General features: G+C 74.4%; 23 protein-coding genes. 10 read left to right on the top strand and 13 right to left on the bottom strand.

Features of this window, described 5'->3' with window-relative positions; translation table 11 throughout:
* Positions 1-214, top strand: a 214-nt coding sequence (locus tag RM555_RS02725; RefSeq protein WP_311410270.1) for a transposase, incomplete at its 5' end; no start/stop codon positions are given.
* A 186-nt stretch (positions 215-400) separates the two neighbouring features.
* Here the strand turns inward: RM555_RS02725 and RM555_RS02720 are convergent.
* The 6 genes from RM555_RS02720 to RM555_RS02695 form a co-directional block, all read right to left on the bottom strand.
* Positions 401-904 (bottom strand): DUF2231 domain-containing protein, encoded by a 504-nt coding sequence (locus RM555_RS02720; RefSeq protein WP_311410269.1) that lies wholly within the window; start codon positions 902-904, stop codon positions 401-403.
* Positions 905-1070: 166 nt separating this feature from the next.
* A complete protein-coding gene (locus RM555_RS02715) occupies positions 1071-1811 on the bottom strand; it encodes a GAF and ANTAR domain-containing protein (protein WP_311410268.1) in 741 nt (246 codons plus the stop codon).
* A 184-nt stretch (positions 1812-1995) separates the two neighbouring features.
* On the bottom strand, positions 1996-4287 hold the full coding sequence (gene secA2 / locus RM555_RS02710; protein ID WP_311410267.1) for an accessory Sec system translocase SecA2: 2292 nt from the start codon (positions 4285-4287) through the stop codon (positions 1996-1998).
* A 97-nt stretch (positions 4288-4384) separates the two neighbouring features.
* Positions 4385-6199: an ABC transporter ATP-binding protein gene (locus RM555_RS02705; protein WP_311410266.1), complete on the bottom strand. Its 1815-nt coding sequence runs from the start codon at positions 6197-6199 to the stop codon at positions 4385-4387.
* 51 nt (positions 6200-6250) lie between these two features.
* Entirely contained in the window at positions 6251-7339 is a 1089-nt protein-coding gene (locus RM555_RS02700; RefSeq protein WP_311410265.1) for a zinc-dependent alcohol dehydrogenase, read from the bottom strand.
* On the bottom strand, positions 7332-8339 hold the full coding sequence (locus RM555_RS02695; protein ID WP_311410264.1) for a Gfo/Idh/MocA family protein: 1008 nt from the start codon (positions 8337-8339) through the stop codon (positions 7332-7334). The genes RM555_RS02700 and RM555_RS02695 overlap by 8 nt, the downstream gene beginning before the upstream one ends.
* Before the next feature lie 210 nt (positions 8340-8549).
* Here RM555_RS02695 and RM555_RS02690 point away from each other — a divergent pair, with 210 nt between their 5' ends.
* The 5 genes from RM555_RS02690 to ctaD all read left to right on the top strand — a co-directional run bounded on the left by RM555_RS02690 (position 8550) and on the right by ctaD (position 14345).
* Positions 8550-9548, top strand: a complete 999-nt coding sequence (locus tag RM555_RS02690) for a glucosyl-3-phosphoglycerate synthase (protein ID WP_396888661.1) — start codon at positions 8550-8552, stop codon at positions 9546-9548.
* A gap of 73 nt (positions 9549-9621) precedes the next feature.
* A complete protein-coding gene (locus RM555_RS02685; RefSeq protein ID WP_311410262.1) occupies positions 9622-10779 on the top strand; it encodes a glycosyltransferase in 1158 nt (385 codons plus the stop codon).
* A gap of 175 nt (positions 10780-10954) precedes the next feature.
* A complete protein-coding gene (locus RM555_RS02680; protein WP_132238116.1) occupies positions 10955-11407 on the top strand; it encodes a DUF4383 domain-containing protein in 453 nt (150 codons plus the stop codon).
* Positions 11408-11510: 103 nt separating this feature from the next.
* A complete protein-coding gene (locus RM555_RS02675; RefSeq protein ID WP_311410261.1) occupies positions 11511-12239 on the top strand; it encodes an ATP-binding protein in 729 nt (242 codons plus the stop codon).
* A gap of 105 nt (positions 12240-12344) precedes the next feature.
* A complete protein-coding gene (ctaD, locus tag RM555_RS02670; protein ID WP_311410260.1) occupies positions 12345-14345 on the top strand; it encodes an aa3-type cytochrome oxidase subunit I in 2001 nt (666 codons plus the stop codon).
* A 60-nt stretch (positions 14346-14405) separates the two neighbouring features.
* Here the strand turns inward: ctaD and RM555_RS02665 are convergent, their stop codons facing one another.
* Entirely contained in the window at positions 14406-15548 is a 1143-nt protein-coding gene (locus RM555_RS02665; protein WP_311410259.1) for a SigB/SigF/SigG family RNA polymerase sigma factor, read from the bottom strand.
* 228 nt (positions 15549-15776) lie between these two features.
* The gene (locus tag RM555_RS02660) at positions 15777-17189 is read right to left on the bottom strand and encodes a hypothetical protein (protein WP_311410278.1); all 1413 of its coding nucleotides are present in this window, start codon (positions 17187-17189) and stop codon (positions 15777-15779) included.
* A gap of 223 nt (positions 17190-17412) precedes the next feature.
* On the opposite strand from RM555_RS02660, the gene RM555_RS02655 reads away from it, so the two are divergent.
* Positions 17413-17643, top strand: coding sequence for a CDGSH iron-sulfur domain-containing protein (locus tag RM555_RS02655; RefSeq protein ID WP_311410258.1), 231 nt, complete (start codon positions 17413-17415; stop codon positions 17641-17643).
* A gap of 160 nt (positions 17644-17803) precedes the next feature.
* Here the strand turns inward: RM555_RS02655 and RM555_RS02650 are convergent, their stop codons facing one another.
* Genes RM555_RS02650 through RM555_RS02640 form a run of 3 tightly spaced genes read right to left on the bottom strand, consistent with a single transcriptional unit; the run spans position 17804 to position 21821 of the window.
* On the bottom strand, positions 17804-18892 hold the full coding sequence (locus RM555_RS02650; RefSeq protein ID WP_311410257.1) for an iron-containing redox enzyme family protein: 1089 nt from the start codon (positions 18890-18892) through the stop codon (positions 17804-17806).
* Between the two features lie 51 nt (positions 18893-18943).
* Positions 18944-20704, bottom strand: coding sequence for a thiamine pyrophosphate-binding protein (locus tag RM555_RS02645; protein ID WP_311410256.1), 1761 nt, complete (start codon positions 20702-20704; stop codon positions 18944-18946).
* Positions 20697-21821, bottom strand: a complete 1125-nt coding sequence (locus tag RM555_RS02640) for a baeRF2 domain-containing protein (RefSeq protein ID WP_311410255.1) — start codon at positions 21819-21821, stop codon at positions 20697-20699. The genes RM555_RS02645 and RM555_RS02640 overlap by 8 nt, the downstream gene beginning before the upstream one ends.
* Positions 21822-21963: 142 nt before the next feature.
* On the opposite strand from RM555_RS02640, the gene RM555_RS02635 reads away from it, so the two are divergent.
* The gene (locus RM555_RS02635; RefSeq protein ID WP_311410277.1) at positions 21964-22512 is read left to right on the top strand and encodes a hypothetical protein; all 549 of its coding nucleotides are present in this window, start codon (positions 21964-21966) and stop codon (positions 22510-22512) included.
* Positions 22513-22559: 47 nt separating this feature from the next.
* The gene (locus RM555_RS02630; RefSeq protein ID WP_311410254.1) at positions 22560-23420 is read left to right on the top strand and encodes an alpha/beta fold hydrolase; all 861 of its coding nucleotides are present in this window, start codon (positions 22560-22562) and stop codon (positions 23418-23420) included.
* A gap of 4 nt (positions 23421-23424) precedes the next feature.
* Here RM555_RS02630 and RM555_RS02625 read toward each other — a convergent pair whose 3' ends face one another.
* Positions 23425-23763: a DUF3817 domain-containing protein gene (locus RM555_RS02625; RefSeq protein ID WP_311410253.1), complete on the bottom strand. Its 339-nt coding sequence runs from the start codon at positions 23761-23763 to the stop codon at positions 23425-23427.
* A 183-nt stretch (positions 23764-23946) separates the two neighbouring features.
* Between RM555_RS02625 and RM555_RS02620 the strand changes: the two genes are divergently transcribed.
* Positions 23947-25425, top strand: coding sequence for a glutamate--cysteine ligase (locus tag RM555_RS02620; RefSeq protein WP_311410252.1), 1479 nt, complete (start codon positions 23947-23949; stop codon positions 25423-25425).
* A gap of 138 nt (positions 25426-25563) precedes the next feature.
* Here the strand turns inward: RM555_RS02620 and RM555_RS02615 are convergent, their stop codons facing one another.
* The gene (locus tag RM555_RS02615; protein ID WP_311410251.1) at positions 25564-26250 is read right to left on the bottom strand and encodes a GNAT family N-acetyltransferase; all 687 of its coding nucleotides are present in this window, start codon (positions 26248-26250) and stop codon (positions 25564-25566) included.
* Between the last annotated feature and the right edge of the window lie 233 nt (positions 26251-26483).

The following is a 26483-nucleotide window of genomic DNA, read 5'->3' as shown; positions in this document are numbered from 1 at the left end:
CGAACGCGCCGACCAGCAAGCCAACCGCCGCCGACGAGGCAGCCGAGGCGGCCGGCCACCAGCGTTCGACAAGCAGCTCTACAAGCGGCGCAACGTCGTCGAACGCTGCTTCAACCGGCTCAAGCAGTGCCGCAGCGTCGCGACTCGTTACGACAAGACCGCCACGTCCTACCGGGCCACGGTCACCATCGCCGCGCTACTCCAATGGTTATGAACCTTTGAAGACACGGCCTAGCCGCCCACAGCCTCGCTAGCCGCCCTCAGCCTCGCCCTCGGCCTCGTCGATCATGCAGTAGTGGTGCCCCGCGAAAGGGGCGAACAGGCCTCAACCGGCCACCACAGCTGCATGATCGGCGCCGCCGGGGCGGGGCGGGCGGGGCGGGGCGGCCAGGCCGGGCGGTCAGGGGCGGTGGTGGGCCAGGTCTACGGTGGAGTCGGAGGCGCTGGAGAACGCGTCGAAGGTGGTGGGCTCGGCCCGGCGACCGGCGTCGAAGCGGCGGACCAGCCGGGCGCCCAGCGCGACGCCGACGGCGCCGATGCCCAGGGCCACCAGCTCGGTGAGCAGCAGCACGACGGAGGCGCCCCGCTGCGGCGCGTCCGCGCGGACGAGGCAGGCGATCAGGAACAGCGCGGCCATCGCCACGTTCACCAGGTTGAAGGTGACCGCCGTGCGGCGGGTCCGGTCGACCGGCACGTCCCACAGGTCGATCATGCCGGCCACGGCGGTCAGCGCGGCGGCGACCAGCGCTGCCACGGACGTCCAGTAGCCCACCTCACCGAGGAAGGCCGGCCCGCCGAGCACGTCGGTCAGGTCGAACACGGTCGCGCTCACGAAGAGCCCGAACGGGAACGTCACCAGCATCGGTTGGATCGGGTGCCCCTGCACCCGCAGCCGGCTCTGCATGGTTCCTCCCCAGGTAGGCACACGTCACCAGTCCAGGGTGCTACCCGGGCGCCCGCACGCCGAAACGACACGCGGCCCGCCGGCCACCTCCGTCACGCAGGTCCCGGTCGTCACACCGGCCACGGAGGACCCCGGTGCCACCCCGGCCCCCGGACGGCTGGAGGGCTCAGTTGTCCCGGGGGCGCGACACGGTGGCGACCAGCCGGTCGGCCACCTCCCGCAGCGGGATGTCCAGCGACGACGCCGCGCTGCGCAGCACGTCGAGCGCCTCGCCGGCCGGGCAGCCGCGCTGGGTCATGATCACGCCGATCGCCTGCCCGATCACCCCGTCGCCGAGCACCGAGGGGTCCAGCTCCCCGGCCTCGGCCGCCTTGCGCGCCCGGTCGCGGACCGCCGCGAGGAGCAGCCCGGCGTGCTCGGCGAGCAGCATCGCGGTGAGCTGGTGGCCCGGGGTGAGCAGGTCGGCGGCGCCGGCGTACAGGTTGATCGCCCCGATCACCTGTTCGTCGACGTCGACCGGCGCGGAGATCACCCCGTGCACGCCCAGCTCCCGGGCCCGCGGCGTCCAGGACGGCCAGCGCGCCTCGCGGTCCAGCCGGTCGGAGAGGATCATCTCCCGCCGCCGGATCGCGTCCATCGCCGGCGAGTCGGGGCCGTGCCGCAGGTCGTCCAGCCCCGCCAGGCGCGCGTCGGACGCGGCCACCCCCGCCGGTTCGCCGGCGCGCAGCGCGGTGAAGCCGCACCAGCTCACGCTGGCCACCGCCCCGCGGGCGGTACGCACCAGCGCGTCCAGCGCCTCGTCGAAGTCCTCGACCGCGATCAGCGCGGCCGTCAGCTCGCGCAGCAGGGCGGCGGTCTCCAGGACACCGAGCCGCTCCACCGCCGGGTCCCACATCTCCAGGTTCACCGCTCCACAGCCCCCACCGTCCCGGCGCGTGCTCCCGCACGGCCGACCGGCGCCGTCACGTGTTCCATCGTCTGGTCTCTCCCGACTCCTCGGACCCGGCCTACTACCCTCGCAAACCGGGATTGAAACGGCGCAAAAGGGGGCCCCTTGCGGCACCCGGAGGCGCCGGAAGGGGCCCGGAGCGTCAGCGCGACGCAGAGCTGAGCCGCCGCCCCACCGAGGCGATCAACCGGTCCAGCTCCGAGCCGAACGGGTTGTCGTGCACGAGGTACGTCCAGGTCGCGCTCGGCCGCACCAGCTTCGCCTCGTCCGGCTCCCAGTCGTCGGTGAACTCGGTCTCCTCGAAGGTCTCGATCGTCCGCCGCTCGATCTCCGGGATCAGGTTGTTGAACGCCGGCACCGCCGCCCGGTGGAACTCGTCCAGCGGGTCGAGCCGACCCAGGGCGCGCAGGTGCACGCCCTCGCGTACCTCGGAGAGCTCCGCGAGGTGGTCCGTCCAGAGCCGGTCGAGGTGGTAGAGGGCGATCGAGCGGGCGACCCGGGCGAGCAGGTCCTCGTCCATCTCGCCGGCCTTCTCCGGCACCCGGTCCAGCAGCATCAGCGCCGCCACGTCGCTGGTCAGCAGCCGTTCCCGGCGCTCCGCGAGGGCCTTGCGCTGCTGCTCGATGACGACGCTGTAGCGCCAGGTGTTGCGGTGGATCTCGTGGTTGACGCCCTCGGCGACCCGCTGGGCGTGCTCGACGGCGTACTCGACCTGGTCGTCGGTGACCAGGCCGTCGGCGTTCATCCGGGGCGAGGCGGGGACGGCGTCGCCGGCGTGCCGGGCGACCAGGTCGTCCTCCAGGCTGACGAAGAAGACCGAGCCGCCCGGGTCGCCCTGCCGCCCGGCCCGGCCGCGCAGCTGGTCGTCGACGCGCCGGCTGTCGTGCCGGCCGCTGCCGATCACGTAGAGGCCGCCCAGCTCGGCGACCCGGTCCCGGTCGGCCTGGTCGCTGCCGCCGAGGCGGATGTCGACGCCCCGGCCGGCCATCTGGGTGGAGACGGTCACCGCGCCGTACGCGCCGGCCTCGGCGATGATCGTCGCCTCCTCGTCGTCGTTCTTCGCGTTGAGCACCACGCAGGGCACCCCGATGGCGTTCAGGCCGGCCGCCAGCCCCTCGGACTCCTTCACGTCCAGGGTGCCGACCAGCACCGGCCGCCCGCGCTCGTGGTGGCGCTTGATCTCGTCGACCAGCGCCTCCTCCTTCTCGGCCCGGGTGGCGTAGATGCGGTCCGGCTCGTCCTCGCGCACGCACGGGGTGTTCGGCGGGATCACCGCCACCTCGAGGCCGAAGAACTCGCGGAGCTGGTCGCCGACCAGCACCGCGGTCGCCGTCATGCCGCACACCTTGGGGTAGAGCGCGATGTACGCCTGCACGGCGATCGTGCCGAGCACCTCGCCCTCGGCGGTGGCGTCGAGGCCCTCCTTGGCCTCCACGGCCGCCTGGAGCCCGTCCGGCCAGCGGCGACGCTGGGCGACCCGGCCCCGCATCTCGTCGATCAGCTCGACGGAGCCGTCGCGGACGATGTAGTCGACGTCGCGGTGCAGCAGGGCGTGCGCGTGCAGCGCCACGTTCACGGCGGACAGCTGCGCGACGTGCTCCTCGTCGTACAGGTCGATGCCGAGCTTGGCCTCGACGGCGGCCAGGCCGGCGGCGGTGAAGGCGACGCTGCGGCCGTCCTCGGCCACCGTGTAGTGCTTGCCCTTGCGCAGGCCCCGCACCTGCGCGGCGGCGGCGTGCACCGGGTCCTGCTCGCCGGCGACCGAGCCGGCGAGGACCATCGGCACCCGGGCCTCGTCGATGAGGATCGAGTCGGCCTCGTCGACGATCGCCGTGCGCAGCGGCGGCTGCACCCGGTCCTCCACGTCCGTGACGAGCTGGTCGCGCAGGTAGTCGAAGCCGGCCTCGCTGACCGAGACGTAGGTGACGTCGCAGGCGTACGCGTCGCGCCGCTCCTGCGGGGTGGACGCCTCGTTGACCCAGCCGACGCTCAGGCCGAGCAGCTTGTAGACCGGCTCCATCCAGAGGGCGTCGCGCCGGGCCAGGTAGTCGTTGACGGTGAGCACGTGCACCGGGCCGTTGCCCAGCCGGACGTGCCCGTAGGCGGCGATGGTCGCGGTGAGCGTCTTGCCCTCACCGGTGGCCATCTCGGCGACCTTGCCCGAGAGCAGCGCCATCGCGCCCAGCAGCTGCACGTCGTACGGCCGCTGGTCGAGGCCGCGGCGGGCGGCCTCGCGGCCGATCGCGCAGATCTCCTCGTAGCCCGTGGCCTTGCCGGCGGCCTCGGTCAGCTCGGCGTCGTCGAGCGCCGACAGCTCGTCCTCGCGCGCCTCGACGGCCGGCAGCAGCTTCTCCAGCGGCCCCAGGTCGACCGTCGTCCCCGGGCGCTGGAGGAACCGGCGGAACCTGGTCTTCAAGCGTTGCGACACACCCATGAGCGGCAACGGTACGCGACCGGAGCCGGTGTTGGCGGCCCGCCCGGCGCGCCGCCGCGCGGGTGTCGTCGCCGGGCGGGTCGCGGGCGTGGACCGCTCAGCTCACCAGGAGCTGGTGCGTGGCCAGCTCACGGTAGAGCGGGCTGGTCCCGGTCAGCTCGTCGTGGGTGCCGGTGGCCGCCACCCGGCCGCCGTCGAGCACCACGATCTGGTCGGCGTCGACGACGGTGGAGAGGCGGTGCGCCACGATCAGCAGGGTGCGCCGGGCGGCCACCGCGTCGATGGCCCGGCGCAGCGCGGCCTCGTTGCGGGCGTCGAGGTTGCTGGTCGGCTCGTCGAGCAGCAGCACCGGCGGGCCGGCCAGCAGGGCGCGGGCGATCGCCAGCCGCTGCCGCTCGCCGCCGGAGAGCAGCACCCCGCCCTCGCCCACCTGCACGTTCAGCCCCTCGGGGGCGCGCTCGGCGAGGTGGCCGAGGTTGACCTCGTCGAGCACCGCGCGCAGCCGGGCCTCGGTGGCCTCCGGCGCGCTGATCAGGAGGTTCTCCCGCAGCGTGCCGGCCAGCACGGGCGCGGACTGCTCGACGTAGCCGATCCGGGCGCGCAGCGCGTCGCGGGGCAGGTCCCGCACGTCGACCCCGTCGATGCGCAGCGCGCCCCCGGTGACCTCGTAGAAGCGCTCGACCAGCGCCAGCAGCGTCGACTTCCCGGCGCCCGACGGGCCGACCAGGGCGGTGCGGGTGCCGGCCGGCACGGTGAAGCTCACCTCGTGCAGCACCGGCGGGCCACCGGGGTAGCCGAAGCCCACCCGGTCGAACTCGACGGACGCCGGGGCCCCGCCGGGCAGCGCCCGGGCCGGGACGGGCGCGGGCCGGTCGGCGGCCCCCTCGACCGGCACGGCGAGCATCTCCTCGATGCGCTGGAGCGCGCCCAGCCCGGTCTGCAACTGGGTGTAGGCGTGCACCGCCTGCCCGAGCGGAAGGACCAGGAAGAACAGGAACATGATGAAGGCGACCAGGTCGCCGACGGTGATCGCGCCCGCCGCCACCCGCGCCCCGCCCACCCCGAGGACCAGCAGGAACGCCCCCTGGATGGTGACGCTGCTGGCCGGGCCGACGAACGCCTGCACCCGGGCCACCCGCAGGCCCGCCGCGTACGCCCGCGCGGCGCTGACGCCGATCGCGTCCGCCTCGCGCCGCTCCGCCCGCGCCGCCCGGATCGTCCGGGCGGCGGAGATGGCGCGTTCCACCGCCGAGGTCATCTCGCCGACGCGTTCCTGGGCGGCGCGGGCCAGGCCCCGCACCCGGTGGGCGAAGGCGACGGCGATGCCGATGCCGGCGGCCACCCCGAGCAGGGTCACCCCGAACAGCACCGGGTCGAGCAGGACCATCGCGCCCCCCGCGCCGAGCACCATCACGGCGCCGGTGACGACCTCGAACAGGCCGGAGGTGACCACCGCGCGCAGCAGGGTGGTGTCCGAGCCGACGCGGGAGAGCAGGTCGCCGGTGCGGCGGCGGTCGTACTCGGCGATCGGCAGCCGCAACAGGTGGCCGGCCAGCCGCCGCCGGGTGCCCAGCACGACCCCCTCCGCGGTACGTTGCAGCAGGTAGTCCCGCACCCCGCCGATCGCCGCGGCCACCAGCACCAGGGCGACCAGCGCCGCGACCAGGCCGCCCACCGATCGGCTGCCGGAGAGCCCGTCCAGCACCGAGCGGGTGAGCAGCGGCTGTGCCAGTGACGCCGCCGCGCCGGCCAACGACAGCGCGCCCACCACGGCGAGGGTGCCGCGGTGGGCGCGCAGGTACGGCAGCAGGGCGGCCAGGCCGACCCGCCGGTCGTCCACGCTCCCGTCCGGACCGCCGGCGGCGGTGGGCGCGGAGTCGTCGGCGGTCGTCACGGGAGCGGCGGCGGTCATGGCTGGCACGGTATCGGGCCGCGCCACCCGCCCGGGGGGCGACGCGGGACCTCAGACGGTCAGCACCACCTGGAGCTCCTGGCGGCGCCGCTCGGCGAGGTCGGTCAGCAGGGCCGGGGCCTGCTCGAACGGCACCACCGCCGAGACGAGGTGCTTGCGGATCACGTCCCCGTACGCGCGCAGCAGGTCGATCGTCTCGGCGGAGAGGCGCTCCCGGTCCCAGGTGGGGGCGAGCCCACGCGGTACCCGGCCGATCTGCGCGCACCGCAGCGACAGTCCGTTGTGGTGGAACTCCTCGCCGAACCGGACCTCGTCCGCGCCGGCCTGGTAGAAGGCCAGGTCGACGACCGTGCCCTGGGGGCGCAGCAGGCGCAGGGCGAGCTGCAACGCCCACGCCTGTCCCCGGCACTGGAACACCACGTCGGCGCCCCGGTCGCCGGGTCCGTGTGCCCAGCGGGTCTTGAGCACCACCGCCGGGTCGTCGGCCTCCGGGTCGAGGGTCTCCAGGCCCAGCGCCTCGGCGACGGCCCGCCGCTGCGGGGTGGGGTCGAGCACCACCACCGAGGCGGCGCCGTGCCGCTTGGCGAACAGGGCGGTGAGCAGGGCCACCACCCCGCTGCCGACGACCGCGACCCGGCGGCCCCGCACCCCGTCGCCCAGCGACCGCACGTCGGCGCCGTGCAGGTCGGCGGCGGCGTGCAGCACCCCGTTGGCGCAGATCGGACCCATGTGCGCGACGTAGACGCCGAGCAGCGGGTCGAGGTCCTCGGGCAGCGGCACGAACCGCTCGGCGACCGGGTCGGCGACCCAGCCGGTGCGGTGGCCGTACGTCATCGCGCCGACGGTGCCCACGGCGACGGCGGGCGTACGGCTCTCCACCACCCGGCCGACCTGCATGTAGCCCAGCCGGGTCACCGGGTACGGGGTGCTGGCCGCGCCCGGCTGGAAGAGCCCGAGGTCGGCGTTCCAGGTGACGTTGAGGTAGGGGTTGGTGCCCTTGACGTAGCTGAGTTCGGTGCCCGCGGAGACGCCGCTGAACAGCGTCTCGACCCGGAACGTGCCGTCGGTCAGCTCGGCGGCGTCCTGTTCGACCAGCTCCACCCGGCCCGGGCCGCTGACCACCACGACGTGGTCACGCATCGACGGTCACCCCCGTGGCGAGCGGTGCGGCGACGGGCGTGTCCAGCCGTACGGGCCGGCCGGTGCGGGCGGAGTCGGCGACCGCGAGGGCGAGCCGCTGGGTGCGCAGCGCCTCGGCGTACGGGACGCGGACGTCGTCGCCGACGCCCCGGACCGCGTCGACGAAGGCCCGGTCCACAGCCACCCGGGCGGCCTCGGGGTCGGCGTCGAAGCGGCGTTCCCCGTCGGCGTCGCGCACGACGAGGCCGTCCTCGCTGAGCGAGAGGGCCAGCCCGTCGGCGAGGATCTCCAGTCCGGCGCGGTGCTTCCAGCCGAGTACGCAGGCGGCGGTGAGCGTGCCGACCGCGCCGTCGGCGAAGCGCAGCGTCGCGGTGGTCACCGAGTCGATGTCGGCGCCGTCGACGGGCGGCGGGGTGCCGTTGCCGTACGCGGTGACCTCGGTGGCCTCGCCGACCAGGCACCGGATGAGGTCCAGCACGTGGGCGGCCTGCTCGACCACCGGGCCGCCGGAGCGGTCCCGCCGCGACCACCAGGCCACCGGGGGCACCTTGTCCCACCACGCGCCGCTGACCATCCGCACCGGACGGTCGCCGAGCAGTTCCCGGGCCTGCTGCACCACCGGCAGGTACCGCCAGTGGTGCCCGACGCCGGTGAGCAGCCCCCGCCCGGCCACCAGGTCGGCGATGCGCTCGGCGGTCACCAGGTCGACGGCGACCGGCTTCTCGACGAACATCGGCACCCCGGCCGCGACGACCGCCTCCTCGGCCGGCCCGTGGGCGAACGGCGGCACGCAGACGTAGACCGCGTCCGGGCCGGCGGCCAGCAGTTCCCCGACGTCGCCGAAGGTCCGGGCGCCGTGCGCGTCCGCCAGTTCCGCCGCCGCCTCCGGCACCACGTCGGTCACCCCGAGCAGTTCCACGTCCGCGAACCCGCCCAACACCCGGGCATGGCGTTGCGCCACCCCGCCGGCCCCAACCAGTCCCACCCGGCACGTGCGCATGTGAAGCCCCTTCGCCACAGTTTCGCGTTCGGCGACTGCACTCCCCCCGCGTGCGCGCAACCAAACGTTCACCAGGGCGGAACCCGGTCACGTCACCGCCGTGATCAAGCTGTTAGGCATGCTGCGGTTAGCGCGAGCGCGGTAGTGGGAAAAACAGGGAAGGTTTCTTTCCGCCACGATCTGGGGGTGCCTGTGCGGAACACGGAAACGATGGTGTCACCGGTGGTGGAGGCGTGGGCCACCTACCGCACCACGTCGGCGGGTGACTGGCCGGCGCGGCGCCTGATCCGCGCCAAGGGCGACAGCAGGGTCAGCGTGGTCCTGCCGGCCCGCAACGAGGAGGCGACGGTCGGCGCGATCGTGTCGACGATCCGCGAGCACCTGATGGAACGGGTGGCGCTCGTCGACGAGCTGATCGTGGTGGACTCCCGGTCCACCGACCGCACCGCCAGCGTGGCCCGCGCCGCCGGCGCGGAGGTGGTCAGCCAGGACGCGATGACCCGGGGCCTGCCCCGGCTCACCGGCAAGGGCGACGCGCTCTGGGCGGGGCTGGCCGCGGCCGAGGGCGACGTGGTGGCGTTCATCGACGCCGACCTGCGCGAGTTCCGCCCGCACTTCGTCACCGGGCTGATCGGTCCCCTGCTGACCGATCCCTCGGTGGACTTCGTGAAGGGCTTCTACCACCGCCCGCTGGTCGGGGCGTCGAGCGTGGAGGCCGACGGCGGCGGGCGGGTGACGGAGCTGATGGCCCGGCCGATGCTGAACCTGTTCTGGCCCGAGCTGGCGGGCTTCGTGCAGCCCCTCGCCGGTGAGTACGCCGGCCGCCGGGAGGTGCTGGAACGGGTGCCGTTCGTCTCCGGCTACGGGGTCGAGACGGCGATGCTCATCGACCTGCTCGAGCTGGTCGGGTTGGACGCGCTGGCCCAGGTGGACCTGGGCGAGCGCAAGCACCGCCACCAGGACACCGCCGCGCTGGGCCGGATGTCGGCCCAGATCATGCTCACCGCCTGGTCGCGGTTGCAGCGGCGCGGCTGGGCGGCACCGGGCGCGCTGCCCGCCGCCCTGCTGACCCAGTTCCGGCGCGGCGGCTCGGACGCCCTGCCGAACCTGGACCGGGAGATCGTCGTCAGCGACGTCTCCGTCGAGGAGCGGCCGCCCCTGGCCGAGCTGCGGCACCGGATCCCCCGCCGACGGGTCGCCGCGGCGTGAACACGCGACCCCCCGTGACCGTGAACGACCGGGCGCGGACGGCCCAGGCCCCCGCCGAGGGAAGGAATCCCGCATGAGCCTCACCGTCCTGATGAACGCCGGTCCGTGGCTGTCCGTGCCGCCGCCCGGCTACGGCGGCATCGAGAACGTGATCGCGACGCTGGTGCCGGAGCTGCGCCGCCTCGGCGTACGGGTGGTGCTCGCGTCGGTCGACAGCAGCACGCTGCCGGTCGACGAGAAGTTCTCCGTCTTCCCCGACGGGCAGTTCCACGCCCTGCAACGGCCGTACAACCAGGTCTGCGGCATCTCCCAGGCGCACCTGAACGGCGTGGTGCGCGCGCTGCACTCGCGCGACGACATCGACCTGGTGCACGACCACGTGGAGGCGGTCGGCCTGGCGACGCTCGCCGCGATGGGCCCGGACGCCCCGCCGGCCCTGCACACGCTGCACTGGGACCTGGCCAAGCACCCGGCGCTCTACGGCAACGTCGACGGCGGCGACCGGGTCCGGGTCAACGGGGTGTCCGCCTCGCAGCTGGCCCGCGCGCCCCGGGCGTTGCGGGAGCACTCGGTGGGCCACGTGCACCTGTCCACCCCGCTCGCCGTCGACGCGGACCGTCGGCCCCGGGCGGAGAAGGGCGACTACCTGATCATCCTGGGCCGGATCAACCCGGGCAAGGGCCAGGACGTGGGCGCGCGCCTCGCCCGGCGGGTGGGGGTGCCGCTGGTGCTCGCCGGGCCCGTCGGCCCGTACCACCGGCCGGAGGACCTGGCCGCCGCCGGGGACGAGGCCCGGCAGAACCCGGACGTCCGGTTCTTCTACGACGAGGTGGCGCCGCACGTCGACGGTGACCTGGTCCGCTGGGTGGGCACCGTGGCCGGGCAGGAACGCGACGACCTGCTGGCCGGCGCCCGGGCCTCGCTGTTCCCGCTGCGCTGGGAGGAGCCGGGCGGCACGGCGGTGGTCGAGTCGCTGGCCCTGGGCACGCCGGTGGTGGCCACCGCCCGGGGCTGCCTGCCCGAGCTGATCGAGCACGGCCGCACCGGCCTGCTCACCACCGACGAAGAGGAGCTGGGCGACCTGCTGCTGGCCGCCGGCCTGCTGGATCCGGACGAGTGCCGGCGCGAGGCCGCCGTCCGCTTCACCCCCGCGGTGATGGCCGAGAAGTACGTGGGCCTCTACGAGCGGGTCCGCCAGCTCGCCGCCGCCCCGCGCCTGCAACCGGCCTGACCGGCGATCCGCGTCCCGGGGCCGGCCCGCCGTCACGGTGGGCCGGCCCCGCTCGCGTGCCGGGGCGCGTGGGTCGGGGCGCTCCCCCGGCGGTGGGGTTTGACGGCTGGAGCAGCGGGAAGGCGCGATCCACTCAGCGTTCTCGCACAGTGAGGAGACGGCGGTGACCGGTCCCATGGCGCGCTCCCGCGCCCGGCACAACCCGGCCGACGGCAGGGCTCCCGTCCGGCGGGCCGCCACCGCCGTGGCGGTGGTCTTCCTCCTGGTCGGCGTGCTCGGCTTCGTGCCGGGCATCACCAGCAACTTCGGCGACCTGCGCTTCGCCGGGCACGACTCCGAATCCAAGCTGCTCGGCCTGTTCCAGGTCTCGGTGCTGCACAACATCGTCCACCTGCTCTTCGGGGTGGCGGGGCTGCTGCTGGCCCGCACCGTCACGGGCGCGCGGACGTACCTGGTCGGCGGCGGCGCGATCTACCTGGTGCTCTGGCTCTACGGCCTGGTGATCGACCACGACAGCGCGGCCAACTTCATCCCGGTCAACAACGCCGACAACTGGCTGCACCTGTTCCTGGGCCTGGGCATGATCGCGCTCGGCATCCTGACCACGCGGGACCGGACCCGCCGGTGACGCACCGTGACCGGCCGGGGCGGGGACGCCCCGGCCGGTCCGGTTTGACCCTCCACGCGGCCGGGTAGTTCGCAGATTCCCGACGACGCGAAACGAGGGCACGATGCCGAGCCGGATCACCTGTGAGGTGCACGACGAGTCGCCGGTGACCGTCGTACGCCTCCATGGCGACCTCGACCTCGGCACGATGCGCACGGTGCACGACGCGCTGGACGGCTGCCTCGCCAGCCAGCCTGACGCGCTCGTGGTCGACCTCACCGACATCACCGTCCGTGACCGTCTCGCCCTCTCGGTCTTCGCCGCCGTCGCCCGTCGGGCGGCCGGCTGGCCGGCGGTGCCCGTCGTGCTGTGCGCCCCGCCGGGCGAGGCGGCGACCTGGCTGGCCCAGTCGACCGCCTGCCGGGTGGTGCCCGTGCGCCGCGACTGCGGCGAGGCGACCCGGGTGGCGAACGCGGCGGCGGCGCCCCGGCTGCGGGCCCGGCTCGAACCGGTGGCGGAGGCCTGCCGGCGGGCGCGGGAGCTGGTCACCGACGCGTGCGCCCGCTGGAACCTGCCGGAGACCGTCGGGCCGGCGTCGCTGGTGCTCAGCGAACTGGTCGGCAACGTCGTCCGGCACGCCGGCACGCCGATGCAGGTGACGCTGACCCTGTGTCGGCCGTACCTGCACCTGGTGGTCGCCGACGGCAGCCGGACCTCGGTCCGGACCGGCGCCGGCGACCTGCGGGCCGAGGGCGGCCGAGGGCTGATGCTCGTGCGCGAGACGGCCCAGCGGTGGGGCAGCGCGCCGGCCGGCGACGGAAAGGTCGTCTGGGCCATACTGCCCGCGAATTGACCGAATTTACCACTCTCGCCTGAATAACCGCTGTCGCCTGGTTTCATGGGATGAGGGGCGGGTAGCCGCGCCGTCCTATCTGTCGTCTGGCGGGGTGAGAGTCACATGCCCAAGCGGGTAACCACGGAACCACGCGACCGAGGACCGGCGATCCTGGCGCCGGCACGCTTCGGTGGCTACCCCGGGCCGCTGCGCAAGGCGCTTCCCGGCGGCAAACTGACCCGGTTCCTGGCCACCACCGACCACAAGCAGATCGGCCTGCTCTACCTGCTGACCTCGTTCGGCTTCTTCCTGGTCGCCGGGATCCAGGCGATGCTGATGCGCGCCGAACTGGCCCGGCCCAACTTGCAGTTCCTCTCCGCCGAGCAGTACAACCAGCTCTTCACCTCGCACGGCGCGGTCATGCTGCTGCTGTTCGCCACCCCCGCGGCGTTCGGGTTCGCCAACTACATCGTGCCGATCCAGATCGGCGCCCCCGACGTGTCGTTCCCCCGGCTCAACGCCCTCGCGTACTGGCTCTACCTGTTCGGCGGCCTGATGGTGCTCGGGGGCTTCCTCACCCCGGGCGGCTCCGCCGACTTCGGCTGGACCGCGTACTCGCCGCTGAGCAGCCAGGAGCACTCCCCCGGCGTCGGCGCCAACATGTGGGTGATCGGTTTGGTGATCTCGGGGCTGGGCACCATCCTCGGCGCCGTCAACCTGATCACCACGATCCTCACCCTGCGCGCGCCCGGCATGACCATGTTCCGGATGCCGATCTTCACCTGGAACATGCTCTTCACCAGCGTGCTGGTGATCCTGGTGTTCCCGCTGCTCGCCGCCGCGCTGATGGCGCTCTCGGCGGACCGGCTGCTCAACGCCCACGTGTACGACCCGGGAACCGCCGGCCCGATGCTCTACCAGCACCTGTTCTGGTTCTTCGGCCATCCCGAGGTCTACATCATCGCGATCCCGTTCTTCGGCATCATCACCGAGATCATCCCGGTCTTCTCCCGCAAGCCGATCTTCGGATACACCGGCCTCGTGCTGGCCACCATCGCGATCACCGTGCTGTCGATGACGGTGTGGGCCCACCACATGTTCGCCACCGGCCAGGTGCTGCTGCCGTTCTTCAGCATCCTGAGCTACCTGATCGCGGTGCCCACCGGGGTGAAGTTCTTCAACTGGATCGGCACCATGTGGAAGGGGCAGATCACCTTCGAGACGCCGATGCTCTTCGCGATCGGCTTCCTGGTCACCTTCCTCTTCGGCGGCCTCACCGGGGTGCTGCTGGCCAGCCCGCCGGCGGACTGGCACACGCACGACACGTACTTCGTCGTCGGGCACTTCCACTACGTGCTGTTCGGCACCGTGGTCTTCGCGCTCTTCGGCGGCTTCTACTTCTGGTGGCCGAAGATGACCGGGCGGCTGCTCGACGAGCGGCTCGGCAAGGCCCACTTCTGGACCATGTTCCTCGGCTTCCACGGCACCTTCCTCGTCCAGCACTGGCTGGGCAACGAGGGCATGCCCCGCCGGTACGCCGACTACCTGCCCAGCGACGGGTTCACCGCGCTGAACACCTTCTCCAGCATCTCCGCCTTCGTGCTCGGCGCGTCCACCCTCTTCTTCATCTGGAACGCCTGGAAGTCCTGGCGCTACGGGGCGATGGTGAACGTCGACGACCCGTGGGGCTTCGGCAACTCCCTGGAGTGGGCCACCACCTGCCCGCCGCCCCTGCGCAACTTCGACCGGATGCCCCGCATCCGCTCGGAGCGGCCCGCCTTCGACGCCAAGTACGGCCCGCTCGTCGCCGACCTCGGTCGGGACCTGCCCCAGCGCAGCACCAAGCCGCCGCAGGAGCTCCGCGACGAGCTGCACCGCGAGAAGCACGTGCCCGAGGCGCCGGCCGCCGAGGGGGCGCACGGCGCGCGGGAGGCCGCCGCGTACCAGCCCGCGGCGCAGTCCGGGGCCCGGCCCGTGGACGTGCCCGAGCCGGACGACATCCGGCGGCCCAGCTTCGAGCAGACCGACGAGCCGGAGGAGACCCGCCCCGGCGCCGACCGGGAGCCGCCGGCCAGGGAGCGCTGGCGGCATCCGCGCGGGCCCGGCGACACGCCCGAGCGCTGAGCGGGCGTACGCGAGAGGGCCGGCACCCGCGGGGTGCCGGCCCTTCTGCGCGACGTGGTCTCAGCCCTCGCGGGCCGCCGCCAGGCCCGCCGCCGTGAGTGAGCGGCGCACGGCCGGCTGGACGCGGGTCAGCCGCAGCGGTACGCCCGTGCGGGCGGCGGCCTCGCGGCCCGCCATCAGCGCGGCGATGCCGCCGGCGTCAAAGCCACCGGCGCCCACCAGGTCGACCACCACCTCGGCGGGCTGCCCGGTCACCGCCTCCAGCATCGCCCGGCGGAGCTGGTCCGCGCCGTCCCGGTCGACCTCCCCGCCGACCTCCACGACCACCCGGTCGCCGTTGTGCCGCACCGAGATCCTCGTCTTCGCCGGCTCGGACGACTCGGCGGTCCCGTTCTGCCACGGCGGCGGGGCGTCGGCCAGCATCGCCTGGCGCAGCCAGGTCAGCGCCCGCGACAGCAGCCGGGAGACGTGCATCTGGGAGATGCCGAAGCGGGCGGCGATCTCCGCCTGGGTCTGGTTGCCGTAGAAGCGCATGGCCAGGATGCGCCGCTCCCGCCACGGCAGCCGGTGCAGCAGCCCGCTGACCGTCACCCGGTCGTCGACGGACTCCAGCGCGTTGTCGGACTCGCCGACCAGGTCGCCGAACTCCGCCGAGCTCTCCCCGCCGACGGGGGCGTTCAGCGAGGCCGGGCTGTAGCCGGCGGCCGACTCCAGCGCGGCGAGGACCTCCTCCTGCGGGGTCTCCAGCCGTTCCGCCAACTCGGCTACCGTCGGGGCCCGGGACAGCTCGCTGGTCAGTGCGGAGGTGGCCTGCCCGACCTCCAGGATCAGGTCACGCAGCCGGCGCGGCACGTGCACGCCCCAGGTGCGGTCGCGGAAGTGCCGCTTGATCTCCCCGACGATGGTGATGGCCGCGTACGCGGTGAAGGAGCCCCGCTCCGGGTCGTACCGGTCGACGGCGTTGACCAGGCCAAGCCGGGCGACCTGCTCCAGGTCCTCCAGCGGCTCGCCCCGCCCCCGGTAGCGGCGGGCCAGCCGGCCCGCGAACGGCAGGGCGAACCGGACGAGGTCGTCACGTGCCTCCTGGCGTCGTTCGGGCGGTAGGCCCTCGATCCGCGCCGCGTACGCCAGTGCGGCCGCGTCGAGGTCCTCCAGGCCCCGATCGGTCGGAGGTGGTGTGGTCGTGGTGGTCTGTCCGAACATCCGCGCCTCCCTCAGGAAGGTCCCCCGCCCGGATTCAGGAAACCGGTCGTGCGCGCGCGTGGTCGCACCACGCCCGGGCCGGAAAATGGGTCACATGACTGGGATGTCAGCGGGCGACGGCGCCACGCCGGACGGCGTGATCAGGCCGTCGCAGCCAGCGGTGTTCCCGCTCCGTAGGTACTCAACCACGGGACGCGGGGTTCGCGAGGATGTTTCGAAAGGGCCGCCTCAACAGACGAGTAACCCCTGGTGGGAGCCACCGTCGCGCAGCGCCGCGAGGGCCTCGGGGACGGTCATCGGCGGCGGCGTCGGCAGGTCGTACGGCTGCGCCCGCAGCACCTCCGTCGCCCGGCGGGTGGGCACCGAGGTGACCGGGTAGCCGCGCGCCGAGGTGCGGTCCAGCGCCCGCCGGCGGCGCCCGAAGCCGGCGACGGCCAGCCACTGGGGCAGCCCGGCCAGCGCCGGCGACCGCAGGCCGGGCGGCTCGGGCAGCACGTCCACCGAGCTGAACGGCTCGCTCCCGGCGAGCCACCACTCCACCGCCTCCACGCTGCGCCGGGTGGCGTTCTCGCACCAGTACGGCACCATCCCGGCCCGCACCACCTGCCACGGGTCGAGCAGCCGGCCGCACTCCACCACCAGCCGGTCGCCGGTCTTGCCGGCCGCGCGCAGCCAGCGCCGGTACAGGTCGGCGGTCGCGGCGCTGAGCGCCTCCGGCCGCGGCACGAGGACCCGGTGCAGCGGATGCCCGTGCCCGCCGGTCCACTCCTGGACGCCGGCCTCGAAACCGGACTCCACGCCGTGTTCCGCTGGCTCGGGCGGCGAGGCCACCTCCGGCGGCTCCCAGTGCGCGCCGTCCCCGCCGGCCGAGCGGAGCACCTGGCGCAGGGCGTGGCTGTCCGGGTGGAAGTCGACCGGGTCGAGGCCGCTGCCCGGGCAGCCGACCTGGAAGCTGTGCCCCGGGGCGGAGTCGAACACCGGCCAGGTGCGGGCGTCGCGCAGCAGCAGCACCGGGGCGCCGGGCTCCAGCCGGTCGGCCAGGAACCGCGCGTACGCGGCCGGCAGGGACCGCCACCGGGCCGCCAGCGACACCGTGGCGCCGGCCAGCGCGCCCCGGCTCGCGGGGCAGTGCACCTGGCGTACGTGCAGGTCGGCGTTGCCGCCGAGGAGACGGGCGGTGAGCGCGGCGCCGTGGTCCAGGGCGGCCTGCGGCCGGTCGACGGCGCCCTGCGCCCAGTGCACGGTCATCTCGAACCCGGCCGGCAGCCAGGGCACGCCGAGCGCCATCGCCAGGTGCGCGGCCGCGCCGTGCGGGGAGCCGACCAGGACACCCGGGTATCGGCGGCGCGGGTACTGCTCGGCGAACCAACGGGCGACCCGGCCCGCGTCGACCTCGGCGGTCTGTCCGGGGGTGAGCGCCACCCGGCCGGCCGCCCGGATCACCGCCGCCCGGCGCACCGGTTCGGGCGCGCCGACGAACCGCGACAGCGGCCCCGGGTGTCCCGGGTGCCCGAGGTCGGCGCAGTCGGTGCCGCGCAGCGCCCGGGCGGTGGCGGCCACCAGGACCCGCGCGGCGCTGCCGGCGGCCACCACCCGGTCGCCCGCCAGCCCGGCACCGTCGGCCGTGAGCCCCTTGCGCACCTTGGGCCCCGGCTCCACCTTGCCTCGTTCGCTCACCACGCGGCCCGGCTTCCCGTCCCGATGGGGTTCAAACGGGGCATCCCCCACCGGGCGGGAGCAATCAGAAGATCCCGGGCGGGCCGCCGCCGAACCGCCGAACCGGGTGACGACGCCGGTCACCCACCGCGACGGCACGCCGGTGAGCAGGGGTTTCAGGGCCGGAGCAAGGGGCACTTCAGCGCCCATGCGCACCGACGACGACACTCCCGCGGCGGCCACCATCACCCCCTACCAGGACGGGCCGCTGCTGGTCCGGGGCGACTTCGCCCTGGTCACCCCCGACGGGGAGACCATCGACGCGCGGCGGGGCACGGTGGCCCTGTGCCGCTGCGGGAAGTCGGCGCTCAAGCCGTTCTGCGACGGCACCCACAAGGCCGTCAACTTCCGCGCCGCCCCCACCCGCGAAACCCCCTGACCCACCCCGCGCCCCCGCCCCTGCCGCGCCCCGGTGGCCGGCCGCGTCGATCATGCACTTCTGGTGGGCGGAAGCTGATGTTTCGAGGCTTCTGCGGGGCGCCACAACTGCATGATCCACGGCCCGCACGACGGGCGGGGCGGGGCGGGGGAAGGGTGGGTCAGGCTACGGCGGCGGGTCTGCCGCCGGGGCGCGGGCGGTCGCGCAGGTCGATGCGGATCGGTGCGGCGGTGGCGCGCAGGGAGGTGCGGCCGGCAGCCCAGGCGTCCAGCAGGTGCGCGGCGAAGAGCCGGTCCACCGCCAGCGCGGCGGCGGCGCCGAAGAGGACGTCCGGGGCGAGCGCCGGCTCCACCCGGACCAGCCCGCCGCACAGGTCGTACGCGGCGATCTGCTCGTGCACCGCGTCGGCCTCGACGTGCTCGTCGTAGAAGCGCGTGGCCGCCTCGCCCAGGCCCAGGCGGCGCAGCCCGTTGCCGTACCGGCGGTTCGGCAGCGAGGAGGTCATCTCGTACGCGGCGAGGTGCCCGAGCAGCGCCCCGCGCAGCCGCCGGTGCAACCCGAACAGCGACATCAGGTTGTTGGTGGCCAGGGTGACCGCCGGCACGGCGTCCAGGTGGGCGGCATAGCCGGTGTCCAGCCCCAGCTCGGCCAGGGTGACCCGGAACAGCTCGGCGTGCATCCGGTCGAGGCGCCCGTTGCCGTACTCGTCCATCTGGATCTCCACCAGGGCGGCCTTCGCCGGCCCGCCGAGGCGCGGCAGTGCCCAGCTGTGCGGATCGGCCTCGCGCAGGTGGTAGATCGAGCGGTGCGTGACGAACTCCCGGAACTGGGCCAGCGACGCCCGGCGTTGCAGGTGGCCGGCGAGCGACGGCCCGTCGTCGGCGGCGACCACGTCGGCCAGGGCCGCCGGCACCCCGCCGGGCAGCGCCGCCGGCAGGGGTCCCACCAGCGCGCGCAACGCCGCCTCGAAGTGCCGTTCGGCGTACGCGCGCAGCGCGAGCAGGGACGGCTGCCACTCCCAGTCCTCGTCGACACCCTGCCAGCCCCGGTAGTGCAGCTCGTAGCAGCAGAAGAGGGTGAGCTGGAGGTCCTCGTCGGTGAGGGCGTCGGCGGGGGCGAGCCCGGCGCCGAGCCCCGCCGGAAGGTCGTGCGGCGCCCGCCGCAGCGCGTCCAGCAGGGCCGCCGACACCGGCCCACGGGGCTGCGGCAGGGGCGCGGGGCCGTACCGGCGGTCCGGGGACTCTGACAAGGTGACCTCCAGCGTCGTACTGCCCGTCCTCAGTGCCCCTCGCCCGGAGCGTTAAACGAGGTCGTCGACCTCCACGGCCACCCCGGCGGCGAGCATCCGGTCGCGTACCCGCCGGGCGGCGTCGCCCTCGGCGAACACCTCGCGCAGGTCCGCGAACGCGGGCTCGGGCGGCGCCAGCCGCACCGCCGGATCGACCACCGCCTCCAGTACGCAGGGCCGGTCGGCCGCCAGCGCCTCGTCCCAGGCCGCCCCCACCAGCTCCGGCCGGTCGACCCGCACCCCGTGCAGGCCGAGCAGGCGCGCCCAGCCGGCGTACGGCACGTCGGGCCGGCGGAGCGTCGGGTCGGTGGGCGTACGGCCGCCGCCCATGCCGGAGTGGTCCCGGTTGTTGAGCACCAGCACCACCAGGCGGGGATCGCGCCACTCCCGCCAGTGGTGCGCCACGGTGATCAGCTCCGCCAGCCCGTTGAGCTGCATCGCGCCGTCGCCGAGCAGGGCGATCACCGGCTGGTCCGGGGCGGCGAGCTTGGCCGCCACGGCGTACGGCAGGGCGCAGCCCACCGTGCCGAGCGTGCCGCAGAGCTGCGCGGTGACGCCCGGGGGCAGCTCCAGGTGCCGGGCGTACCAGTACATGACCGATCCGACGTCCACCGCCACCGCCCCGCGCGGCGGGACCCGGGTGGAGAGCTCGTGCAGCACGAGCTGCGGGTTCACCGGCTCGGCGGGGGCGGCGGCCCGGTCCGCCCGCTCGGCCCGCCACCGGTCGACCGAGCCCTCGACGGTCTCCCGCCACCGGGCGTTCGGCCGGTCGGGTACGCGGGCCAGCAACGCCCGCAGTGTCTCCTGGGCGTCGCCCACGAGCGGCACGTCCACCGGGTAGCGGGTGCCGATCCGGCGCCCGTCGATGTCGATCTGCACCGTGCGGGCCTGCCCCGGCATCGGGAAGTAGTCCGTCCACGGGTCGTTCGTGCCGACCAGCAGCAGCGTGTCGCAGCCGCCCATCAGCTCGGCGGCGGCCGGGGTGCCGACCTCGCCGAGCACGCCGGCGTGGAAGGGCAGCCGCTCGTCGAGCACCGGCTTGCCCAGCAGCGAGGCCGCCACCCCGGCGCCGAGCCGGTCGGCGAGGGCCACGATCTCCCCGGCCGCGCCCCGGCCGCCCTGCCCGACCAGGATCGCGGTCCGCCGGCCGTTGGCGAGCAGCTGGGCGGCCGCGTCCAGGTCGGCGTCGTGCGGCAGGACCCTGGCCAGCGGCTCCCCCGGCGTCGCCGAGAGCACCCCGGCCGCGTGGGACTGCAGGTCGGGCACGGTGGCCTCCTGCAACTGCCGCGGCAGCACCACGCAGACCGGGCTGCGGGTGGCGGCGGCGGTGCGGAACGCCTGGTCGAGCAGGGCGGGCACCCCGTCGGGGACCCGGCCGTAGCGGACGAACTGGTTGCACACGTCGGCGAACAGCCGGCTCAGCCCGATCTCCTGGTGGGCGGCGCCGAGCGGACCCGAGACGTCCTCGCCGACGATCGCCACCACCGGCTTGCTGTCGAGCTTGGCGTCGTAGAGGCCGTTGAGCAGTTGCACGGCGCTGGGCCCCTGGGTGGCCAGGCAGACCCCGATCCCGCCGGTGAACTTGGCGTGCCCGGTGGCCATGTAGGAGGCGGTCTCCTCGTGCCGGGCCGGCACGAACGCCGGGTCCCCGCCCGAGGCGTCCAACGCCTCGACCACCGGGGCGATGGCCTCCCCGGGGTAGCCGAAGACCCGCGGCACCCGCCAGGCGCGCAGTCGCTCGACCACCAGGTCGGCCACCGTACGCTCAGCCATCGCCACGCCCCGGCGTGCCGGCGTCGACGTACCGCAGCACCGCGCCGACGCCGTCGGTCAGCTCCGGCGCCTCGTCGGGACCCAGCACGGTCAGCTCGGCGTCGGTGCCGACCAGCGCGCGCACGAGGGCGGCGTCGGCGCGGACCTTCTCCGGGTCGCGTACGGACATGGCGGCGAGCTGCCCCGGGTCGGTGGCGATCTCGGTCGGGTCCGGCCCGATCCAGAGTTCCCCGGTGGCGGACGGGTCGTCGACGATGAGCATCGTCTCGACCTGGTTGCGTTGCAGGGCGGACACGACGGCGTCCAGCCCGGCGCCGACGTCCTCCTGCATGCCGAACCGGTCCAGCACTGCGGAGATCCGCTGGTCGGCCACCTCGGCGATGGTCTGCACGGTGAGGTCGTCGAGCAGGCTCTGGTCGGCGCCGCCGCCCCGGGACCCGGCGTCGGTGCGCACCATCAGGTCCTGCCAGCGTTCCGGCATCTGGGCGGCGATCACGCCGGTGGCGCGCACGTCGCCGGCGACCACCACCACCTCCGCGCCGACCTTCTCGGCCAGCTCCACCGTGGCGGCGGTGACGTCGCCCGCGTTGTGGTGCCAGGCCTCCATGGCGGCCCGCTGGTGGTGCGACTGCGACCAGCCGCCGGGCTGCACCCGGCGCAGCTGGAAGTCCTCCCGGCCGCTCACGTGGGCCCGGCGCGGCACGCCGCCGGCGCTGATCGCCATGGCGTCGGCGCCGGTCCGGTCGGCCAGCACCCGGACCCAGGCCACCTGCTCGCCGCGCTGCGCCAGCATGGGCATCACGTGCGGCAACGAGGTGTACGCGGCCAGGTCCCGCAGCGGCGGGGCGGAGAGGTACTCCGACAGCACCACCCGGCCCCGGGCGCCGAAGATCGCCAGCCCGTAGCCGCCGGGCATCGGATCGTGGCCCCGCACGACGCGTTCGACGGCGTCGATGGTGTCCACGTCGGCGCGCTGCTGTTGAAGTTGGTCACGCAGGGCGCGCCAGCGCAGATCGAGCGCCGGGTGGGCGTCCTCCGTGTTGGCGGACGCGTCCAGGTACACCGAGACCCACGGCCCCGGGCGGTCGTAGAGCGGGCGCAGGAAGGACAGCTGCATGCTCGACCCCTTTCCAGCTCGGCCCCCCGCTTACCCGTGCCGCTGCGGTTGTCACCTGGCCGCCGCGAGCGCGTGACCGCATTTCATTCATGTCGTTCAACCCGGACGACCGATACCATGAGTGAACGCAACCGGACTCTGGGTGGTGGAGATGGACAGCGACCTGCACATCCGGCGGATCGTCCATCCGACCGGCCGGATCGTCACGGGGCGGATCGTGCGGCTGATGGACGGCTACCCGCGCGAGGTGCGCATCGGCCAGCCGGTGCTGGTCGCGGTGCTCGTGGCGGCCGGGATCGCCGGCCTGCTGATGGCGCTGGTCCGCTCCCTGTTCTCCGCCGGCTCCGGCGCCGCCCGACGAAGCTTCAAGGACCTGAAGAAGGGCCCGGAATACCTGGTCACCCCGGTGCGGCTGCGCGACGCCGCCGGGCGGCTCTGCGAGGTCGAGCTGCACGGGCACCTGCCGCAGAGCGCGCTGCACCCGGCCGACCACGTGCAGCTCACGTTGCGCCCGCAGGGCGACCCGGACCTGCCACCGAAGATCGAGCGGATCGTCAACCTGACGACGGGTCAGCTGCTCACCCCGCGTACCGCCACCCTGTGGTCGCACCTCGGGCCGCCGCTGCTGCTCCAGGCGGTGCTGGGCGCGCTGCTGGTCGCCGCCGTGCTGGCCTGGTCCGCGCTGACCTGACGGCCGGCGCGGTTTCCGGCCGCGCGCCCGTGGGCACCGTGGCGGACATGTTCGAGGGATTCACGCTGGAGCGGATCGACGTCGGCGAGGTCCAGCTGCGGGTACGCCACGGCGGCTCGGGGCCACCCGTGGTGCTGCTGCACGGCCATCCGCGCACCCACGCGACCTGGCACCGGGTCGCGCCGCTGCTCGCCCGCGAGCACACCGTCATCTGCCCGGACCTACGCGGTTACGGCGGCTCGTCGAAGCCGCCGAGCGACCCGGGGCACACCACGTACGCCAAGCGGGCGATGGCCCGTGACGTGGTCGGCCTGCTCGACGCGCTCGGCCACGACCGCGCGGCCGTGATCGGGCACGACCGGGGCTGCTACGTGGCGATGCGCACCGCGCTGGACCACCCGGAGCGGGTCAGCCGGCTGGGCGTGCTCGACGGGGTGCCGATCGGCGAGGCCCTGGCGCGCGCCGACGCCCGGTTCGCGGCCCGCTGGTGGCACTGGTTCTTCCTCGGCCAGTCGGACAAGCCGGCGGAGCGGGTGATCACCGCCGACCCGGACGCCTGGTACGGCGGGTCGCCGGCGGCCATGGGCGAGGAGGCGTACGCCGACTACCGCCGGGCCATCCACGACCCGGCGACGGTGCACGCGATGTGCGAGGACTACCGGGCCGGGCTCGGCCCGGACCGGGCGGCCGACGACGCCGACCGGGCCGCCGGGCGGCGGATCGCCTGCCCGGTGCTGTTCTGCTGGTCGGAGCGGGACGACATGGTCGACCTGTACGGTGACCCGGCGGCGATCTGGCGGGACTGGGCCGACGACGTGCGGGTGGCCTCGATCGACTCGGGCCACCACATGGCCGAGGAGGCCCCGGAGCAGCTCGCCGCCGCGCTGGCCGACTTCCTCGCCGGCTGACCGGTCAGCCGACGGGGGTCAGCGGCCGGTCCGGCTCGCCCGCGGTGCGCAGCATCCCCCGCTTGGCGGCCCAGCGCTCGAAGATCAGGGTGGCGAACGGCGGTACGGCGCAGGCGAGGGCCACGAGGGTGGGCCAGGGCCGCCACCGGTGCAGCCGGGCCATCGCGAGGACCAGCAGGCCGTACGCGACGAAGAGCGCGCCGTGGATCGGGCCGAAGATCTGCACGCCGATCTCGTTGCCCGGGGGGCCGTACTTGACTGCCATGCCGACCAGCAGGGCCAGCCAGGAGCAGGCCTCGGCGATCGCCGCCGCCACGAAGAGCCTGGTGATCTTCTCGCGCATCGTCACTCCCCCACCGGTTGCCGCACATGCTAACCACCCCGTCGACCGCGCCGACGGCACGACGGGCGGAGGCGACAGGGATCACGCGGGCCCGGGCTGGGTACGTACAAGAAGCTTCGGGTCTTCCCCGGCCCGCCCCGGGCGTGCGAGGTTAGGGGAACCAACGGTGACAGGGCGGTGACCATGGGCGAGGACGTCGGCGTGCGGACCTTCAGTCGCGAGGACCGGGCCCGCTATCGCGAGAAGGTACGGCGGTGCCTGGACGTCTTCGCCGAGATGCTCCGGGAGTCCCGGTTCGACGTCGAACGGCCGATGACCGGGCTGGAGATCGAGCTGAACCTGGTCGACGACGACTCGATGCCGACCATGCGCAACGCCGACGTGCTGGCCGCCATCGCGGACCCGGACTTCCAGACGGAGCTGGGCCAGTTCAACGTCGAGATCAACGTGGCGCCGCGCCGGCTGGCCGGCACCGGCACCCGCGAGTTCGAGGAGGCGGTGCGGGCCAGCCTCAACGCCGCCGAGAACAAGGCGCGGGAGGTGGGCGCGCACATGGTGATGATCGGCGTCCTGCCGACGCTGCGGCCGGAGCACCTGACCGCCGAGACGCTGTCGGCCAACCCGCGCTACGCGCTGCTCAACGAGCAGATCTTCGCCGCCCGCGGCGAGGACCTGCGGATCGCGATCAACGGCGTGGAACGGCTCGCGGTCACCGCCGACACCATCACCCCGGAGGCGGCCTGCACGAGCACCCAGTTCCACCTCCAGGTCAGCCCGGCCCAGTTCGCCGACTACTGGAACGCCGCGCAGGTGATCGCCGGCATCCAGGTGGCCGTGGGGGCGAACTCGCCGCTGCTCTTCGGCCGGGAGTTGTGGCGGGAGACCCGCATCCCGCTGTTCCAGCAGGCCACCGACACCCGGCCGGAGGAGATCAAGGCCCAGGGCGTACGCCCCCGGGTGTGGTTCGGGGAGCGCTGGATCACCACGGTGTTCGACCTGTTCGAGGAGAACGTGCGCTACTTCCCGGCGCTGCTGCCCGTCTGCGACGCGGAGGACCCGGCCGAGGCCCTGGCCCGGGGGGACGTGCCGAGGCTCGCCGAGCTGCGGCTGCACAACGGCACCGTCTACCGCTGGAACCGCCCCGTGTACGACGTGCTGAAGGGCCGCCCGCACCTGCGGGTGGAGAACCGGGTGCTGCCGGCCGGGCCGACGGTGCTCGACACCGTGGCCAACGGCGCCTTCTACTTCGGTCTCGTCCGGGCGCTCGCCGAGGCCGACCGGCCGCTGTGGTCGCAGATGTCGTTCAGCGCGGCCGAGGAGAACTTCAACGCCTGCGCCCGCTACGGCATCGACGCCCAGGTCTTCTGGCCCGGCCTCGGCTATCTCCCGGTCACCGAGCTGGTGCTGCGCCGGCTGCTGCCGCTGGCCCACCACGGGCTGGACCGGTGGGGCCTCGACCCGGCCGAGCGGGACCGGCTGCTCGGCGTCATCGAGCAGCGGTGCCTGACCGGCCGCAACGGGGCGAGCTGGCAGGTGGAGACCCTGGACCGGCTGGAGTCCGCCGACCATCTCGACCGGCCGGAGGCGCTGCGGGAGGTGGTGCGGCACTACGTGACGCTGATGCACACCAACCGGCCGGTCCACGAGTGGCCCATCCCCTGACCGGGCCACCACGCCCGCCCGCCACCGCCGTGCGCCAGCGCCATTCCGGCGTAGCCGCCGTCCACCGGTCGACTCCGCCCGTCGTCCGGCCCGGCCGGCGCGTCAGGCCGGGCCGGCACGTCAAGCCCGGCCGGCGCGTCAGGCCGGGCCCGGGTCCTCGCTGAGGTACGCCCCCGACAGGTCCGAGCGCGCCGTCCAGCCGAGCGCGCGGTACAGGGCGCGTCCCTCGTCGGTGGCGACGAGGATCCCGGTGCGCATCCCGAGCCTCGCCGCGTGGTCGCAGAGCGCCCGCACGACGACGCTGCCCAGCCCGCGCCGCCGGTGGGCGGGCTCCGTCTCGACCTGGTCGACGATGCCGAACTCCCCGGCGGCGGCCAGCCGCCCGATGGCCGCCCTGTGCCCGTACGCGTCGAGGACCGTCACGACGACGACCTTGTCCCCGGCGACGACCCGCGTCGCGTACGGTGCGGGCGGCTCGGCCGCGCCCGGCGTCAGCGGCGCGCTCATGAGGTGTCCGGCGATGTCCAGCGTCCAGGCGTCGGGCAGGGCGGCGCGGAGGCCGGCGCGGTCCCCGCTGACCTTGATCCAGGTGCCCGGCCCCGTCAGCTCCCGGCCGAGCCGCCCGAGCGAGTCGGCGTCGTAGGTGTGCAGCACGTGGCGTACGCGATGGCCCGGCCGGCCCACGTCGATCCGGAAGCCGCCGGGGACCGCGACGGGGGCGGGGGCGTCCCTGGAGACCGCCCAGCCGCGCCCCCAGGCCATCACCAGCTCGGACACGGTGTGCGGCGGACCGTCCACGGCGGTCCGGGCGGGCGCGTCGGGCATGGCTGGTCCTCTCGCGGCAGTCGTCGTCCGCTCGCCAGCTTATTGCAAAGTGTTGGCAACAAGGGTCGCGCGGTCGCCTTCCCGATCACCCGACCGACGACAGGCCGGACGGGCGGACGACACCCCACGTCCTTCGCGGCGCCGCCTCCGACGATCTCCAAGGCGCTTCATCTGCGCGTCTGCGGCGGAGGCCGGTAGCCGGCCGTCCTGGAGTTGACCGGCACCCGGAGCGG

The sequence above is a fragment of the Micromonospora reichwaldensis genome, from assembly GCF_031845925.1.
In the GTDB taxonomy this organism is placed as follows: domain Bacteria; phylum Actinomycetota; class Actinomycetes; order Mycobacteriales; family Micromonosporaceae; genus Micromonospora; species Micromonospora reichwaldensis.
This window is presented reverse-complemented; position numbering and strand designations above follow the sequence as displayed.

Coding starts and splice junctions, on each gene's coding strand:
- RM555_RS02720 (WP_311410269.1), bottom strand. CDS start 904: ATGCAGAGCCGGCTGCGGGTGCAGGGGCACCCGATCCAACCGATGCTG.
- secA2 (WP_311410267.1), bottom strand. CDS start 4,287: ATGGGTGTGTCGCAACGCTTGAAGACCAGGTTCCGCCGGTTCCTCCAG.
- RM555_RS02705 (WP_311410266.1), bottom strand. CDS start 6,199: ATGACCGCCGCCGCTCCCGTGACGACCGCCGACGACTCCGCGCCCACC.
- RM555_RS02700 (WP_311410265.1), bottom strand. CDS start 7,339: ATGCGTGACCACGTCGTGGTGGTCAGCGGCCCGGGCCGGGTGGAGCTG.
- RM555_RS02695 (WP_311410264.1), bottom strand. CDS start 8,339: ATGCGCACGTGCCGGGTGGGACTGGTTGGGGCCGGCGGGGTGGCGCAA.
- RM555_RS02690 (WP_396888661.1), top strand. CDS start 8,550: ATGGTGTCACCGGTGGTGGAGGCGTGGGCCACCTACCGCACCACGTCG.
- RM555_RS02685 (WP_311410262.1), top strand. CDS start 9,622: ATGAGCCTCACCGTCCTGATGAACGCCGGTCCGTGGCTGTCCGTGCCG.
- RM555_RS02680 (WP_132238116.1), top strand. CDS start 10,955: ATGGCGCGCTCCCGCGCCCGGCACAACCCGGCCGACGGCAGGGCTCCC.
- RM555_RS02675 (WP_311410261.1), top strand. CDS start 11,511: ATGCCGAGCCGGATCACCTGTGAGGTGCACGACGAGTCGCCGGTGACC.
- ctaD (WP_311410260.1), top strand. CDS start 12,345: ATGCCCAAGCGGGTAACCACGGAACCACGCGACCGAGGACCGGCGATC.
- RM555_RS02665 (WP_311410259.1), bottom strand. CDS start 15,548: ATGTTCGGACAGACCACCACGACCACACCACCTCCGACCGATCGGGGC.
- RM555_RS02655 (WP_311410258.1), top strand. CDS start 17,413: ATGCGCACCGACGACGACACTCCCGCGGCGGCCACCATCACCCCCTAC.
- RM555_RS02645 (WP_311410256.1), bottom strand. CDS start 20,704: ATGGCTGAGCGTACGGTGGCCGACCTGGTGGTCGAGCGACTGCGCGCC.
- RM555_RS02640 (WP_311410255.1), bottom strand. CDS start 21,821: ATGCAGCTGTCCTTCCTGCGCCCGCTCTACGACCGCCCGGGGCCGTGG.
- RM555_RS02630 (WP_311410254.1), top strand. CDS start 22,560: ATGTTCGAGGGATTCACGCTGGAGCGGATCGACGTCGGCGAGGTCCAG.
- RM555_RS02625 (WP_311410253.1), bottom strand. CDS start 23,763: ATGCGCGAGAAGATCACCAGGCTCTTCGTGGCGGCGGCGATCGCCGAG.
- RM555_RS02620 (WP_311410252.1), top strand. CDS start 23,947: ATGGGCGAGGACGTCGGCGTGCGGACCTTCAGTCGCGAGGACCGGGCC.
- RM555_RS02615 (WP_311410251.1), bottom strand. CDS start 26,250: ATGCCCGACGCGCCCGCCCGGACCGCCGTGGACGGTCCGCCGCACACC.